This window comes from Ferrovum sp. JA12 (assembly GCF_001431705.1).
In the GTDB taxonomy this organism is placed as follows: Bacteria; Pseudomonadota; Gammaproteobacteria; order Burkholderiales; family Ferrovaceae; genus PN-J185.
Genome location: NZ_LJWX01000001.1, coordinates 105,954 through 119,675 on the forward strand (window position 1 = coordinate 105,954; position 13,722 = coordinate 119,675).

At 61.9% G+C, this 13,722-nt stretch carries 16 protein-coding genes; 1 reads left to right on the forward strand and 15 read right to left on the reverse strand.

The features are described from left to right. Positions 1-37: 37 nt before the first annotated feature. The 15 genes from FERRO_RS00625 to FERRO_RS00695 form a co-directional block, all read right to left on the reverse strand. A complete protein-coding gene (locus FERRO_RS00625; RefSeq protein ID WP_204374695.1) occupies positions 38-1,090 on the reverse strand; it encodes a plasmid partitioning protein RepB C-terminal domain-containing protein in 1,053 nt (350 codons plus the stop codon). Then, positions 1,087-1,986: a plasmid partitioning protein RepB C-terminal domain-containing protein gene (locus FERRO_RS00630; protein WP_056928959.1), complete on the reverse strand. Its 900-nt coding sequence runs from the start codon at positions 1,984-1,986 to the stop codon at positions 1,087-1,089. Before FERRO_RS00630 ends, FERRO_RS00625 begins: the two co-directional genes overlap by 4 nt. 94 nt (positions 1,987-2,080) lie before the next feature. Continuing rightward, positions 2,081-3,661, reverse strand: coding sequence for a recombinase family protein (locus FERRO_RS09885; RefSeq protein WP_204374696.1), 1,581 nt, complete (start codon positions 3,659-3,661; stop codon positions 2,081-2,083). Positions 3,662-3,779: 118 nt separating this feature from the next. After that, complete coding sequence (rfaH, locus tag FERRO_RS00640; RefSeq protein WP_204374697.1) at positions 3,780-4,637, reverse strand: transcription/translation regulatory transformer protein RfaH; 858 nt, start codon at positions 4,635-4,637, stop codon at positions 3,780-3,782. 247 nt (positions 4,638-4,884) lie between these two features. Further along, entirely contained in the window at positions 4,885-5,313 is a 429-nt protein-coding gene (locus FERRO_RS00645; protein WP_056928961.1) for a holin family protein, read from the reverse strand. After that, complete coding sequence (locus tag FERRO_RS00650; protein WP_056928962.1) at positions 5,310-5,600, reverse strand: DUF6127 family protein; 291 nt, start codon at positions 5,598-5,600, stop codon at positions 5,310-5,312. The genes FERRO_RS00645 and FERRO_RS00650 overlap by 4 nt, the downstream gene beginning before the upstream one ends. Before the next feature lie 11 nt (positions 5,601-5,611). After that, positions 5,612-6,940 (reverse strand): phage tail protein, encoded by a 1,329-nt coding sequence (locus tag FERRO_RS00655; protein WP_342586488.1) that lies wholly within the window; start codon positions 6,938-6,940, stop codon positions 5,612-5,614. Next, a complete protein-coding gene (locus tag FERRO_RS00660) occupies positions 6,941-7,678 on the reverse strand; it encodes a PD-(D/E)XK nuclease family protein (protein ID WP_056928963.1) in 738 nt (245 codons plus the stop codon). Then, positions 7,675-8,154, reverse strand: coding sequence for a DUF6511 domain-containing protein (locus FERRO_RS00665; protein WP_056928964.1), 480 nt, complete (start codon positions 8,152-8,154; stop codon positions 7,675-7,677). The genes FERRO_RS00660 and FERRO_RS00665 overlap by 4 nt, the downstream gene beginning before the upstream one ends. Before the next feature lie 9 nt (positions 8,155-8,163). Continuing rightward, complete coding sequence (locus FERRO_RS00670; RefSeq protein ID WP_056928965.1) at positions 8,164-8,805, reverse strand: hypothetical protein; 642 nt, start codon at positions 8,803-8,805, stop codon at positions 8,164-8,166. Between the two features lie 3 nt (positions 8,806-8,808). Further along, complete coding sequence (locus FERRO_RS00675) at positions 8,809-9,648, reverse strand: ATP-binding protein (RefSeq protein ID WP_056928966.1); 840 nt, start codon at positions 9,646-9,648, stop codon at positions 8,809-8,811. Beyond that, positions 9,648-10,130, reverse strand: coding sequence for a hypothetical protein (locus tag FERRO_RS00680; protein WP_056928967.1), 483 nt, complete (start codon positions 10,128-10,130; stop codon positions 9,648-9,650). Before FERRO_RS00680 ends, FERRO_RS00675 begins: the two co-directional genes overlap by 1 nt. 11 nt (positions 10,131-10,141) lie before the next feature. Beyond that, complete coding sequence (locus FERRO_RS00685; protein ID WP_056928968.1) at positions 10,142-10,405, reverse strand: helix-turn-helix transcriptional regulator; 264 nt, start codon at positions 10,403-10,405, stop codon at positions 10,142-10,144. Between the two features lie 177 nt (positions 10,406-10,582). Beyond that, positions 10,583-11,872, reverse strand: coding sequence for a type II toxin-antitoxin system HipA family toxin (locus FERRO_RS00690; protein ID WP_056928969.1), 1,290 nt, complete (start codon positions 11,870-11,872; stop codon positions 10,583-10,585). Next, positions 11,862-12,200 carry a helix-turn-helix transcriptional regulator gene (locus FERRO_RS00695; RefSeq protein WP_056928970.1) on the reverse strand — a complete coding sequence of 113 codons (339 nt, stop codon included), beginning with the start codon at positions 12,198-12,200 and terminating at the stop codon, positions 11,862-11,864. Before FERRO_RS00695 ends, FERRO_RS00690 begins: the two co-directional genes overlap by 11 nt. Positions 12,201-12,408: 208 nt before the next feature. Here FERRO_RS00695 and FERRO_RS00700 point away from each other — a divergent pair, with 208 nt between their 5' ends. After that, a complete protein-coding gene (locus FERRO_RS00700; protein ID WP_152975678.1) occupies positions 12,409-13,695 on the forward strand; it encodes an ISNCY family transposase in 1,287 nt (428 codons plus the stop codon). The last annotated feature ends 27 nt before the right edge of the window (positions 13,696-13,722 follow it).

Sequence of the window (13,722 nt, forward strand, 5' to 3'; positions counted from 1 at the left end):
TTACCCTTCGGTATTGCGGTGCGGCAATGAATCTGACCTACTGCGCCGGAGCCTCCCCCTCGGGCGACTCTTCGAATTCGCCATCGGCCTCCAGTTGCTGCTGTACCGCCTCTTCCATGCTCACGGTATTCACCACCAGTTCGAAATGCTCGAGGATTTCGGGTTCGTGCCGGGTGATGTAGCTTTTGACGGCATCGTTGCCGAGCAGCTTGGTCAGGTAGCCCTTGGCCACCACCAGATTGAGCAGGTCAGAGCCGTAGTTTTCTTCGGCGTCCTTGTACTGGGTCTGCACCTGGCTCATTTCTTTCTCCAGCTTGACGATCTGCTCGATGGGCGCCAGCTGCTTATCACGCTCGGGGGGTTTGAAGTCGGTGCGCTGTTCCGGCGGCGAGGCCTTGAGCAAGGCATCGGCATGGGCCACGGTGATGGTGTTGCTGGCCACCATCAGCTCCACCGCTTCCACCTGCCGGGCGGCCTTCATGTTGCGCAGTACCCGGGTCACGTCCGGTGTGAATTGCTTGTCCTGCAGACGAGCAATCGCTTCGGGGCAAATGCCTTCGAGCAGGTTGATGCGCCGGTTGATGGAACTCAGGTTCACACCAAAGGCCCGGGCCAGGCGTTCCTTGCTGACGCCACGATCGATGGCGCGGCGGATCATGTAATGCTCCTGGATGGTGGAGAGCCGGTTGATGCGGTGGTTGTAGGTGTAGGTCTCGTCGTCCTTGGCGATCAGGCAGGGGGCCTCGTGGACACCGAGATCCTTCAGTGCCAGCACCCGCAAATGGCCATCAAGCAGGATGAATTCCGGCTTGGCCGGATCGTGCTGGATGACCGACAAGGGTTCGATCAGCCCAATTTCGTGGATGGATGAGACGACCTGCTTGTACTTGCGGGTGCTCATCACCCCGTCTGGGATGCGCTTGCTGGGCATCAGGGTGTCAAGCGGGATCTGGTAGGTTTCCAGATCGAAGCCCAGCAAAGTGTTGAGCGGGGCCGTGGGCAGGTTTGGCCCCTCTTCAGTTTCGTCGGCCTGGTGGATGCCGGGGTACATCGGTGTGATGTTGGGTTGTGCATTCATGGCGGGATTCATGCTGGGGCTCCATTCAGGTTGTCGATGCGCTCAGCGAGGTACTTGGGCAACGTGTCCAGTCCCTCGGCGCGTAGCAGATTGACGAAATGCTCATCGGCGAAGAGTTTTTTGAGGCCCTGCACCACCAGCAGCAGGCGCTGGTGGGCGTGCTCGGCCTTGAGGACCATCTTGCGCTGGCGCTCGACTTCGCGCTGGTAGGTGCGCACCAGGCTGTAGCTGGAGGTGGGCGGTTTGATCCGCGCAGGATCGGGGGAGCCTGGGCCGTAGGCCTGGCGTTTTTCGACGAGGCGTTTGGTCTCGATGATCTGGCGCCGGTTGAGCTGGCCGTTCTCGTAAGCCTCCTGGAGCATTTCGCCCAGGCTCTCGTCATCGTCCTTGGCGCGGGCGATTTCCAAAGCCGTGGTCAGCGGGATGGCGCCGCGTTGCACGCCTTCGATCAGGCGCTCTTCGCCTTGATCGAGCAGGAAGACGATGTCCTTGACGTACTTGGGCGAGAGGCCGGTTTTGTGGATGATGGTGTCGGCGTCGTAGCCGCGTTTGCGCAGGATTTCGATGTCGGCCAGGATTTCCAGCGGCCGGTGGCCACGCCGGGCGATGTTCTCGGCCAGGCTCATGATGAAGGCGTCTTCGTCGCTGACATCGACTACCAACGCCGGGATGTGGGTTTCGCCCAGGACGCGGAAGGCGTTCAGACGCCCCTCGCCACAGACCAGCAGGTATTTGGGATGTCCATCATCGCCCGCGCGTTCGGTGACGGTGATGGGCTTCTTCAGGCCGATCGTTTTGATGTTCTCGACGATCTCCTCGAAGATTTTCATATTGCGTTCGCGGGAGTTGAGGATTTCAACCCGCGCGATGGGGATCAGGGTGACGGTTTCGGGGGTGCCGGTCAGCATGGGGGCCTCCGTTTGAGTGGGTGCGTTGGCGTGGTTGTCATGGGGCTTCCTTTCTTGGGATGGTTGGGTGGATGGGTCAGCGGCGTCGGATTCGTCAGATGCGCCGCTGCAGGCGCTCCCGCTCGGACATGCCGTAGAAGAAGGTCAGGTCGTCGAAACGAAAGCATTCGAAGTCGGCGCTGTTTTTGTTGCTGACGCGGATTTCCTGCTCGGGCAGGTCGAGCCGGGGCAGCAGGTAGTAGTCGAGCTCCTGGGTGTTGGCGGGATCGAGCCGGATGGCCACCGTGATGTCGGGGTGGCCGGTATCAAAGAGCCGCGCCGGATCGAATCGGATGCGCCAGCGCAGATGGCCCGTTGGGGTGGTTTGGCAGCGGGCCAGCACCAGGCTGATGACCAGCTCGTCGTTGAGGGTCAAGAGATCGGTCTTGGGATCACGCCGGATGTGGCCGCCCAGCTCGGCAATGGTGTGCTCGGTGCGGGCGATGATTTCTGGGTGGAGCTGGCGCAGGCGGCGGTTGATTTCCAGGTGCTCGGTGCCGCCCGGTGGGCGGTAGCCAATCAGCTCGTAGGCGCGGATGAGGCTGCCAAAGCGCGAGGTGTACAGACTGGCCGAGGGGCCGTTGGCCACCTGGTCGATGATGAAACCCGACAGGCGACCGCACTCGGCGTAGAGCGCCTTGAGGTGGTTGAGCAATTCCTCGTCCGTCAGCCGTTTGCTGCGCTCGGTCAGCACCTCCTGGGCGGCCAGAAAGGTGTCCAGCGGCACGATGCCTTCGAATGCGCCCTCCTTGCGGATCCACATCTCGGGCGGGTTATCGACGTGCTTTTTCTTGAGCTTGAAGGAGTGGCGGTTGTAGACGTTGTTGCCGATGTACTTCTCATTGGTCAGCACCTGACGCACCGTGCTGTAGGTCCAAGGGCAATCACGATCGGTGTAGATGGGGGTGTCGTTGAGGCGCTGGGCGATTTCAGACAGTGGCAAGTCGTCATCGACCAGCCAGCGGTAGATCTGGTTGACCGTGGCCACTTCCTGCGCCGGGCCCGGCACCAGGATCACCCGGTCGGTTTGCAGGCTTTTGTGCTCGCCGGGTTTCAAGGTGGCCTTGATGGCACCACTCTGATCAATCAGCACCCGGCGTAGGCCAAAGCCGGCCGGGCCGCCCTGGCGAAAGCCCAGTTCGATCAGGCGGCATTGGCCGGCGAAGACCTTGGCCGAGAGTTCGCGGCTGTATTCGCCGGCCATGGCGCGCTTGACACCCTTGACGATGGTGGAGACGGGCGAGCCATCGTTTTCAAACTGCTCGGCGACGTAGGCGACGCTGATGCCCTGGCGTTTGCAGATGTATTCGTAATAGGCCGATTCGTCCGCGTCCTGAAACCGGCCCCAGCGGCTGACGTCGTAGACCAGGATCAGGTTGAAATCGGTGTTGCCCGATTCGACATCGGCAATCAGCTTTTGCAAGGAGGCGCGGCCACCGATGGACAAGCCGCTTTTGCCGTCGTCGGCATAGGTGCGCACGATCTCGATGCCCCGCTTGTCGGCGTACTCACGGATCTTGTCGGCCTGGTTGAGAGTGGAGTACTGCTGGTGTTCGGTGGACATGCGCACGTACTGGGCGGCGCGAAAGGCTCTGGTCTCGGGGTGGGGGGCGGTCGGGGTGTCAGTCAATGCCATGATCGGTTCGTCTTATTTGTGTGGGGCCATGTTGGCTTCGAAGGCCAAGCCGTATCAAGCTCATGTGGCGCTTACCGTCGAGATAAAGTGGCGCAGGCCGCTGAAGTGCGGTCATCCATCACCCCACTTTGCGCAGACTGGCTGCGTCGAGGGTCATGGCCACGGGTTTGCTCAAGAGATCGAGCAGCACCATGGCGCGACCCTCGGCATCGTTCATCTGGTAGATCACCTCCAGCCCGGCAAAGGCGCCTTCGGTGATACGCACGCTGTCGCCATGGGCAAACAAGGTGGTCGGGGTGCCCTGCTGTGCGATTTCGCGTTCGCGCAGGGTAGCGATCAGGGCGTCATCGACCCGCGCGGGTCGGCTGCCGAAGCACACCAACTCGCTAACACCGACGGTGGAGCGGATCGGGCTCCAGCTCTGGCCTTGGCCTGATGTATCGAGCCGCACGAACAGGTAGCGCGCGAACATCGGTTCTTGTACGACGGTCGGTTTGCGGCGGACGAGTTTTTCTGCCGCGAACATCGGCAAGTAGGATTCGTAGCCCTGACGAGCCAGGTTGGTCAGTGCCACCGATTCCTGCCGGGGTTTGCTGCGTACCAGGAACCAGGCCGATGTGTTGGGCGAGGAACCGCTGATGGGTGTTGGTGGGGTCACAGCGGTCGCGACGGTTACTGCCGCCGTCGGCACCGGTACCAGCTTGGCTGAAATCGAAGGCGGTAGTGGCTTTGGTTTCGGCCCCGACGCTGGAGCGGGCAACCCATCGGTTGGTGGCGGCGAACGCAGCAACTGCGCCATGGCGCGGATCAGCGGCAGCGGCCTTGCCGTGGCCAGCACCTGCTCGACCAGGGCCAGCATCTCGCGGCGCTCGTACGCCGCAATGTCTTCGACCTGGTAGCCGACCTGCAGGCCGGTCTGGGTGATGGCCAGGCCTTCGTCGGCATCGCGCAGTTTGTAGAGCGCCTGTACGGGCAAGCCGAGACGCTCAGCGGCTTGTGGCGAGGTTAGCAGGCGCGGGGCCATGGGGCGTGGGGCAAGGTGAACATGCCTCCATGAAGGCGCTGTTCGCGAGCAAAGCCAAGGCCATCTGGCGGGTGTTGTGCAGATTTCTGGCGCACAAACGACAAAAGACCCCGCCTTCACCAGCCACCCAAGAGGGAAGCCAATAAAGACGGGGTCTATGGTTTGCTGTAGTTACGTTTGCTGCAGCCGCTGGCGTAGCCTACCTGGGCACGCCGCGCCACTTGTCGAAACTTCGCGCGCCGGTGTAGCCGAGGTAGCCTGCACCAAAGAGCCACCACAAGCTCTCGGGCACGGCGTTGAGCAGCTTGGACAGGTTTTCGGCGGCCTGGAACACCTCAGCGGGCCACCAGATGCCGATGATGCTGCCGATCACCGACAGCAGGATCACGCCGTAGATCACGTACAGGAAGGTCGGGCGCGCCCGGCTGGTCCACGGGTCGGCTGAATTGGCTTCCGCCAGTATGGCCGAGAGGCTCACCTGCATTTCCTGCAAGGCCTGCTGACCTTCAGCTTGAAACAAGGCGAGCTTGGCCTGCTCGCGCTGGGCCGGATCGGGAATCAGGCGGTCGATCAGTTTGGCGCCAGCTTCGAAGAGGCCGGGGGCGAGCGTTGTGAAGATCGGGCTCATTGCGGGCCTCCGAACAGTTTGATTTTGACGATGGTGCCGGCGAACAACGCCAGCACGAGACCCGTGACCAGCATCTTAACCAGCGTGAGACCGGCGGTTTTCTTGGCCTCGTTGAAGGCGTCGAGCAGATTCCTAAGCTCGCGGATGTCGTTTGCAGCATCCGGGCCATCCAGGCCGACATCGGACAAGGCGTGACGCGCCCCACGCTCGGCGGCGCGCTCCAGCAGCGTTTCAAATTCGTCATGGGGCATGACCACCATGCCATCCATCAGGTGGGGTTCGTTCATCTTCTTTCCTTTCAAATCTGGAGGGCGCTGCTATCGGCGCTATGCACTGCCGGATGCTCGGCCACGCAGGTGATCTCCACCTGCTCGCCACGCGGGCGCACCGCGATCACCCGGGCCAGCAGGCTCCATTGCTCGGCCACCCCAAAGGCGAAATGGGTGCGCTCGGCCGACAGGCCGGTTTCGATAGGGATGTCGGGCAGGTCTGCGAAGACCACCTGCTGTGCATCACTGCCCGGCATCACCGCATGCGGGCCGCTGACCCCGCCATCGCGTCGGCGCAGCGCCATGACATGTTCTTGCCCATCGACAAATGCGACCGGCTCGGACAGCGTGGCGGTGTGGGTGTCGGCATCCCAGGCAACGATCTCGCCGCCCGCGCCCCAACTGGGCATGTCATGGGCAATGGCGATCAGATCGCCATAGGTGGGAATCAGGCCTTCGAGCTCGGTGCGCAAGGTGATGATGCGACGGCGGTAGCGGTTGGCCGCCGCCAGATACAGGCCTTCGCGCACCGCATGGGATTCGGTGGTGCAACCAAAGAGCCGCAGCTTGGCCGGATTGGTGCTGCTGGAGCCCGGCAGGCTCACCGTCACTTCATCGGGCTTCCAGGTGCGACTGCTGAAGAACTCCACCGTCACCGCGTCCGCAGTCTCTTCGCCCGGCATCACGTACTGGATCTTGAGGCTGTTCTTGACGATGTTGCGCGGACTGAAGAGCGCCACGGGCAGTAACCGGGCTTCGTCCCGCACTAGGCGCACAATGCCGCCTTGCAGGAAAGGCACCGCCCGACCGCAGCGGGCGACCCGGGTCAGCGCCTCCCAGACCGTGACTTGCTGGTCAAACACACCATCGAACTGGTCACCCCGACCGGCCCAGACCTGATCGAGTTGGGCCAAGGCGGAGAGATCGATCCGGGCATCCGGCAGTTTGGCGCCGTAGCTGGCCCGTAGGATGTCGGCAAAAGCCCAGGCGATCGATCGGGTCGGGACAGGCATGGACCAACCAGAGTCCGCCGACCAGACCGGCAGCTTGCGCGTGACAATGCAGTTGATGAGCCGACTGGAGCGCTGCGACAGGTTGTCGGTGGCGCGCATGCGGATGGCGAGCAGTGTGACGTTGTCAGGGAAAGTAACGCCGCCGGCCAGATAGCCCCGGGCCTCGCCCCAGCGCACTTCGTGCCCGGCGCGTGAGTTGGTGTCTTTCCCATCGAGCCGCGTGGCACGCACTTCGTATCGCCCTGCAGCGACGGGATAAAGGTAGGTGCGCCGCTGCGGTGTAGTGGTGGCAGCGGTCAGGCTCTCATTGCCCAGCGTGACCCAGTCGTTCAGTGGATGGGGTATTCATGTGGGATTCCTCCAGCAGCGGTCCTGCCAGGCGCACATACGGCATTCGAAGTGGGTCGGGTCATTGAAGCTGCGTGGCAGCAACTCACCTGCCTCGGTGGCGGTGATGACCTTGACGGCCCGATCCGACATGCGCTGCGCCAACGCAGGATCAAAGGGCACGAGCTCTGTGTAGACCTCCATGGTGTCGGCGTTGAGCGCCGTGAAGATGGCCGGATGCTCGTGCAGTTCGAGATAGGCTTGATAGACGGCGACTTGCGCCGCGTAGACTGGCTTGGAAACGGCCAGCTTGTGTTTGTCGAGGTCTCGCCAGGATTTGTTGCCCAGGCACTTGCACTCCCACAGGGCGGGATAAGCAAAACCCTCGGGACCACCGACGATCACGCCATCGACGTGGCCCTTGAGGCGCCCATCGGCAGCCGAGAAGCCAAACTGGTTTCCGTCTGCCTTGCGGGTGCGCAGATCAAACCCGGCCTCGCGCAGCCAGCTGACCATGCAGTCCTCCATCACATGGCCACGCTCGAAGATGCGCAGCATGCGCCCCTCCAAGTGACGGCCACTGTCGATGGGGGCCTTGGCGAACTCGTATTGAAGCGCCCGCTCGCAGGCCACGCCCAGGCGCGAGGCACCGAGGTAGTCACGCGCAGGCTGTGCCTCCCGGCTGCGCTGCATGCCGGCGTCGATCAGTTCGGTGAGCTGGCCTGAGACGCTGGCCGAAGAGTTGAAGTCCATCATGGCTTCGCCCCCTTCGGTTCTTCCCAAGGCAAGTCGTCCTCCAGGTCGGCGAACGGATGGGCCAGCGGATCCGGGGCGGGTCGCATACCGCGCACCGGGGGGTACTTGCTGGCCTCGTGGTGCGCGGCCATGGCATCCGTGTAGCCAGTGACGATGGCGTCGATCACCCGCAGGGCTTCGGCCTCGGAGTAGTCACCCAGGGGTTTGGCAAAGCCGATCGCACCGGCAGCCTCGCCGAAGGCTTTGAGGCACTGGCGCATGGCGGCGCGTTCGATGTCAGAGGCGTCGATCATCTTGACCTCCTTGCCGAACTTCTGGCCATCCGCCCAGTGGCCGTACATGCGATGGAACGCGTCCTGGCAGCGGCGGGAACAAAACACCCAATCGATGGGGTAGCGCCGGGGGTTGCCGATGCCATGCCGGTTGTCGGTATGGCCGTACCCCCGGGCCTGTCGGGAACAGACCCAGCATTTCATTCACCCCCCTCACTGCGCCCAGGCCGGCTTCCCGGACACTGCCGGGCGCCCAGCCGCCGCGGGCGGGACTGTGGTTGGGACCGTGGATGGATGTGCGGTTGGGACTGCGGTCGGGGTCCCGACGGTGCGGTTGGGGATGAACTCTGCGCCAGCCATCAGGGCCGAGTACTCAGGCTCGCCCGGCTCGACGGCCATCTTGACCACGTTCTTCAATTCGCCACGACCGTCTTTTTCGATATCGATGCGGGCGATGAACTCCAGGCCATCGAGTTCATGAAAGCCCTGGATGCGGCGGGCGGCTGCGGCCTGCGGCGAGTTGTCGTCGGGGCGGACGTTGCGGGCCGAGTTCAGTGCAGCGCGCACGAAGGTGCGCCCCATGTTGCCCCAGGTCGGGCCCTTGGGACTTTGCAGGCCTATGTTGGACCAGAGCTTGCGTTTGGCAAATTCGCCCTCAAGCACCACGAACTCGCAGGCCAAGAAGATGCTGCCGGTCTCAAAGCTCTGGGTGGCATAGCCACCGACCCAGCCTTGGCTCGGATCGTCATAGCCACCGGGCTTGACGGTCATGCGAACCTTGGCCACGGTGCCTTTAGGGATGAGGTCAAAGGATTGCTGTTGTTCAGCGTCGTTGAAATCGTTCCAGGCGGACATGAATTACTCCTTGGGTGTTTGGGATGTGAAAACCGGATGGGATGGACGGGTGGCGGCGGCGCACTTGTCGATGAGCGCGCGCAGGTTGGGCGGCTCCTGCAGATCGAGCTGGCCGGAGCGGTCCTTGGCGGGGTAGCCGTAGGGGTTGAGCGTTTGGGTGATGAAGGCGCGGTAGCTGCTGCCATCCTCAGCCTTGATCTCGGCCAGCGTCACCACCTCGTCGACGATGCCAGGCAGTTCGGCGGCGGTCTTGGAGCCCTCGATCTGCGGCACGAACACCTTGCGGTTGAAATCGTCGAGCTTCTCGTCGAGGATGGCGACGAACACCACGTGCTTGCCCCGGGCGTGCTGCAGGTGGGTCAATGCGGTGAGCATTTCTTGACCCAGGAGGCCATAGGCCCCGCGGGTGTCAGGCTTGCCCGTACGCTCGGACAGCGCCTGCGGCTGGACCTTGGCCCAGATCAGTGCCAGGCGTGCCAGCACCGTGATGCTGTCGACGAAGTAGGTGTCGTACTTGGCCAGTTGGGCCGGGTCACCGTAGCGCTCGCACACATGGTCGAAATGAGCCTTGGAATACGGCGCGTCTGCCGGCAGTGCTGGGTTAGGGCCCGCCAGAAAGACAACCAGATCGCGGAACTCGGGCCAGGTGGCGGGACGCACGCAGTCGCCATGCCAGTCCTTGACCGCGAGATCGCCGGCCTCCAAATCGACGAACAGCGTGCGGTCCTCAGGCAGGGTCTTGAGCTGGGTGGTTTTGCCAATGCCGGACTTGCCCAGCAGCACCAGTTTGACCCCTTGCTTTTCTGCCAAGCGCTGGGATGCGGAGATGATTGGAAGTGCCATCACACGCCTCCCTCGTCACGGCTGAGCTCAAAGGTGGCCTTGCCTGCCTCGACCGTGCGGGCATCGGCAAACTGCTGCTGCAGCGCCGGTGGCCAGTTGGTGTAGCGGGACTCGGGCACCGCCAGCTTGACGTCGAGGTAGCTTTCGACGGCTTCGCCGGACGCGACGATGCGCTCGGCAATGGCCTTGAGCTTCTTCTGATCCCAGGACACCTTCTTGGGCAGCTCGAACTTCACGTGCAGTCCGTCAGCCTTGAGGTGGGCGGTACCGAAATCGCGTCCGGTATCGCGCAGGGCTTCACGCCCCTGGGCACCGAAACGCTGATCCAGGGCAGCATCCACCTTGGTGCGTGCGCACTTGAGCCAGGCGATGGCCTGATCCAGGTTGGTGTCGACCTCGTAGAGTTGCTGGGTCGGCAGGCTGGCCAGTTGGGCGGTCGACATCTCGGCGATGTCGGCTGGGAAGATGGACAAATCGTTCATGACCACCTCCCTCAGGCCATCACGCGTTCAGCGGTCGACTCGTGCAGCGCGCTGTACTCGAAGTCGAGAATGGCTTCCAGCGGATAGCTGACCCGCTTGGAGAGCTTGAGGTAACGAGGGCCACGACCCTCGCTGCGCCAGCGTTGCAGTGTCTTGGGGCTGACACCCCAGCGCTGTGCCAGCTCGTTTTCGTTCAGGACCCGGCGATCGCCAGGTGCCAGGGTGTTGATCGCCGGGTAGGACGACCGGGTTTGGGGGCTTGCCGTAGCGGCCATGAGACTCTCCTTTGAGGCTGTTGAGGAACAGGTGTCATTGGAGAATTCGGGTGGCGAACTTACGAGGGAGCGATTGGCGAACTCAGCGGAAACTTCCAGTTCGCCAATGGGGCCCAGAATGCAAAACGGCGAGCACTGGGCTCGCCGTTCATTCCTGCAAGATGACTCGGAGCGGTTTCAGCCCGGCAACGGCACATGCACGCCGTCGGGGGCGTTGATAAAAGCGAAAGGATTGAGAAATTGGCGTCGCCAGAACAGCGCCTGGTCCACTTCACTCAAGGCTGCCTCTTCACAGATGGTCGGCCATTTCTGCTCAATGGTCTTGACCTGATGGTTGACGATCTGAACGGCCTCTTGCTGGCTCAGCAGGAACACCGATGCGGCCGCAATGCAAACACCCACTTGACTGGTTCGCTCTGCGCCACGAATGAGCATGGCTTGCGAGGCTTGCTGACCGGATCGCGATTGCGGGCAAATGTCGTAGGCGGGCGTTAAGGCCAGTTGGTGTCCGTCCCAAAACGCCGCATGGTTGCGGGCGTGGTCATCGGTGTTGCCGCACAGGATGTTGAAGACGATTCGAGAGAACAATTCCCGCAAGGTCGCCTTCGGGTTGATGAAGCGGTACCGAATGATCTCGGCCAGTTTTTCGTAACTGGCGTAGGCTGCCATCATTTCATCGAGTTCGAACATCGTCAGCGCAGACACCATGGCACGTCGGTGCCAATGGCCGTCAGACCACACTCGGTCAAAGCGCTCGATCAACAGGACATCTTTGCCCAAGGCTCTGCGCAAGTGCACCGGCGCGACATCGAGCCCTACCTCGCGAGCCAAACGCATGGCCATGAATTCCGCCTTGACCACACTGTAGAGGTCATTGCTCGCAGAAAACTTGGCGATGAATTTGCGCTCGCCATCTTCCAGCAGCACCTTGGGCCTGGCGCCGCCCAATGAAGTGCCGTGCAGCAGCGCCTGATCCAGTTCGGGAGAAAGTGGCACACCCCGCTCAACTTTCTCGGCAGCCGTCAGCAGTTCCTCCAGCGAGGGTTGCTGTGTGTGCCTCGGCACGTAATAGGTCGCAGATTGCTGAAAATCGAGCGCACCAATCCGGTCAGAGCCAGAATCGAGCAAATAGGTCAACTCATCCAATTCAACCAGGGCGGCATCCCCACCCTTCATGCCCAATTTGCGATTGATCAGCACGCGCCGCCCCCATGCATCCGGCGAAGCATCACGAATGCAGCTGGGCATGTTCAAGCCCGGCAGCAGCGCAAGGGCCCCGGGGCGCAGCGGCAACTCTGGCGCATAGAGGGCGATCGCATCCGGGCGGGCCAGATAACTGCGACCGTAGTTGAAGACCAAAGCCCCACCTTGTTGGCTGAGCAAGCCGGCCACCACAGGCTCAGCAGCGCCGGGTAGCCAGATCCAGACGTAGGCTTCTGAATACGGGGCATCTTTCTCAGAAGTCATCTTTCACCCCCTTGGTACGCGTTCGCACGGCTTTGGGCATCAAGGCCATTTTTTCTCGGTGCAGTGCCAGATGGGTGGTCAACTGCCGTTGCTCCTGATCAAACAGCGGCACACCACACAGGGTGGCCACCTCGAACACCACACCAATTGAACACCCGGGGTCCCCGCGCTCGATGCGTTGCAGCAGGGCACGTGAAATGCCAGCCCGAGCCGCCAGATCCATCGTGGTCATGGCCTTGCCCAAGCGCGCTTCACGCACAAGTTGGCCCAGCAAGGCCAGCGCATCCAGGCTGTATTGAGAGAGGGGGCGGGAGACTGGCTTAACCATGAAAAAGACTCATTAACAGATCACGAAGACTAACCATGCAATGTTCATGACTCATTGTCTTACTGAATCAAGACAAAGTCAAGTGACTGACTCACCAACTGTTAGCGCAAAGTAGTAATGTCCGGTTTCTCCCAAATAGAAATGTCCGCTGGTAGTTAAACTCACGCTGTTAGAAACAGTGGCGGATATTTTGAAGATGGACAAACTCATGAGTCAAAAAGAAGTGAAGCGAGCCCAGATGCTGGATCTGTTGACAGAGGGCAAAATCGACCAACAGGAAGCCGCGCGGCGACTGGGTATCACTACCCGCCAGGTGCGCCGCCTGACCCGGCGTTATCAGGCAGCGGGGCTGTCCGGACTGATCAGCAGGAAGCGCGGCAAGGCATCGAATCGGCGGCTGGACGATGCCATCTGCACGATGGCCATTGATCTCATTGGCGCGCATTACAGGGACTTCGGGCCGACGCTGGCCTGCGAGAAGCTGGCCGAACTGCATGAGGTAAATCTGTCTGTCGAGACCACGCGCCAGCTAATGATCAAGGCGGGCCACTGGCACCCCAGGAAAGGCGGCTCCATATGCGCACACCCGATGCGCGAGCGTCGCGCCCGCTTCGGCGAGATGATCCAGATCGACGGCAGCCCCCACGACTGGTTTGAAGACCGCGGCGAATATTGCACTCTGCTGGTATTCATCGACGATGCTACCGGACGGCTGACGCAACTGCGCTTTGCACCGAGCGAAACCACGCTGGACTATATGCAGGTGTTGCACGATCATATTCTGGCGCACGGCGTACCTGCGGCGTTGTACTCTGACCGCCACAGCATCTTCCGCATCAACGCCAAGGAGTCCGATCCGGAGGCCGAAACACAATTCTCGCGTGCGGCGCGCGAGCTGGGAATCGCATGCATCCACGCGCACAGCCCGCAGGCCAAAGGACGCGTGGAACGCGCCAATCAGACCTTGCAGGACAGGCTGGTCAAGGAAATGCGACTGGCCGGCATCAACAACATGGACGAGGCCAATGCGTGGTTGCCGGGCTATATCGAGGACTTCAACAGGCGCTTTGCGGTCGCGCCCAAAGACCCGTCTGACGCGCACCTGGCCTATGCCGGAACACCCGCCAGCCTGATGCGCACCCTGTCGGTTCAAGTAACGAAAACGCTCTCAAAAAACCTGTCTTGCCAGCATGAAAACCAGTTGCTGCAGGTCGAAACGACGGGCACGGGTCTGGGACTACGGGGCGCGAAAGTGACGGTGCATCGGCACTTTGACGGCACGTGTGAACTGCTTTGGAGAAAACGCGAATTGACATACAGCGTGATGGACAAACCGGAACGACAGTCGGCGGTGGCCGATGGCAAATCGGTCAATGCACGAGTCGACAAGGCACTGACTCGGCGCAACACCGGACACAAGCCTGCAGCCAATCACCCCTGGAGAAAAATGCCCGTCGGCAAATCCGCCCACGACGGGCAGCGCGCAACACCGTAGCGCAAGGGAAACAGCAAAAGCGGACAT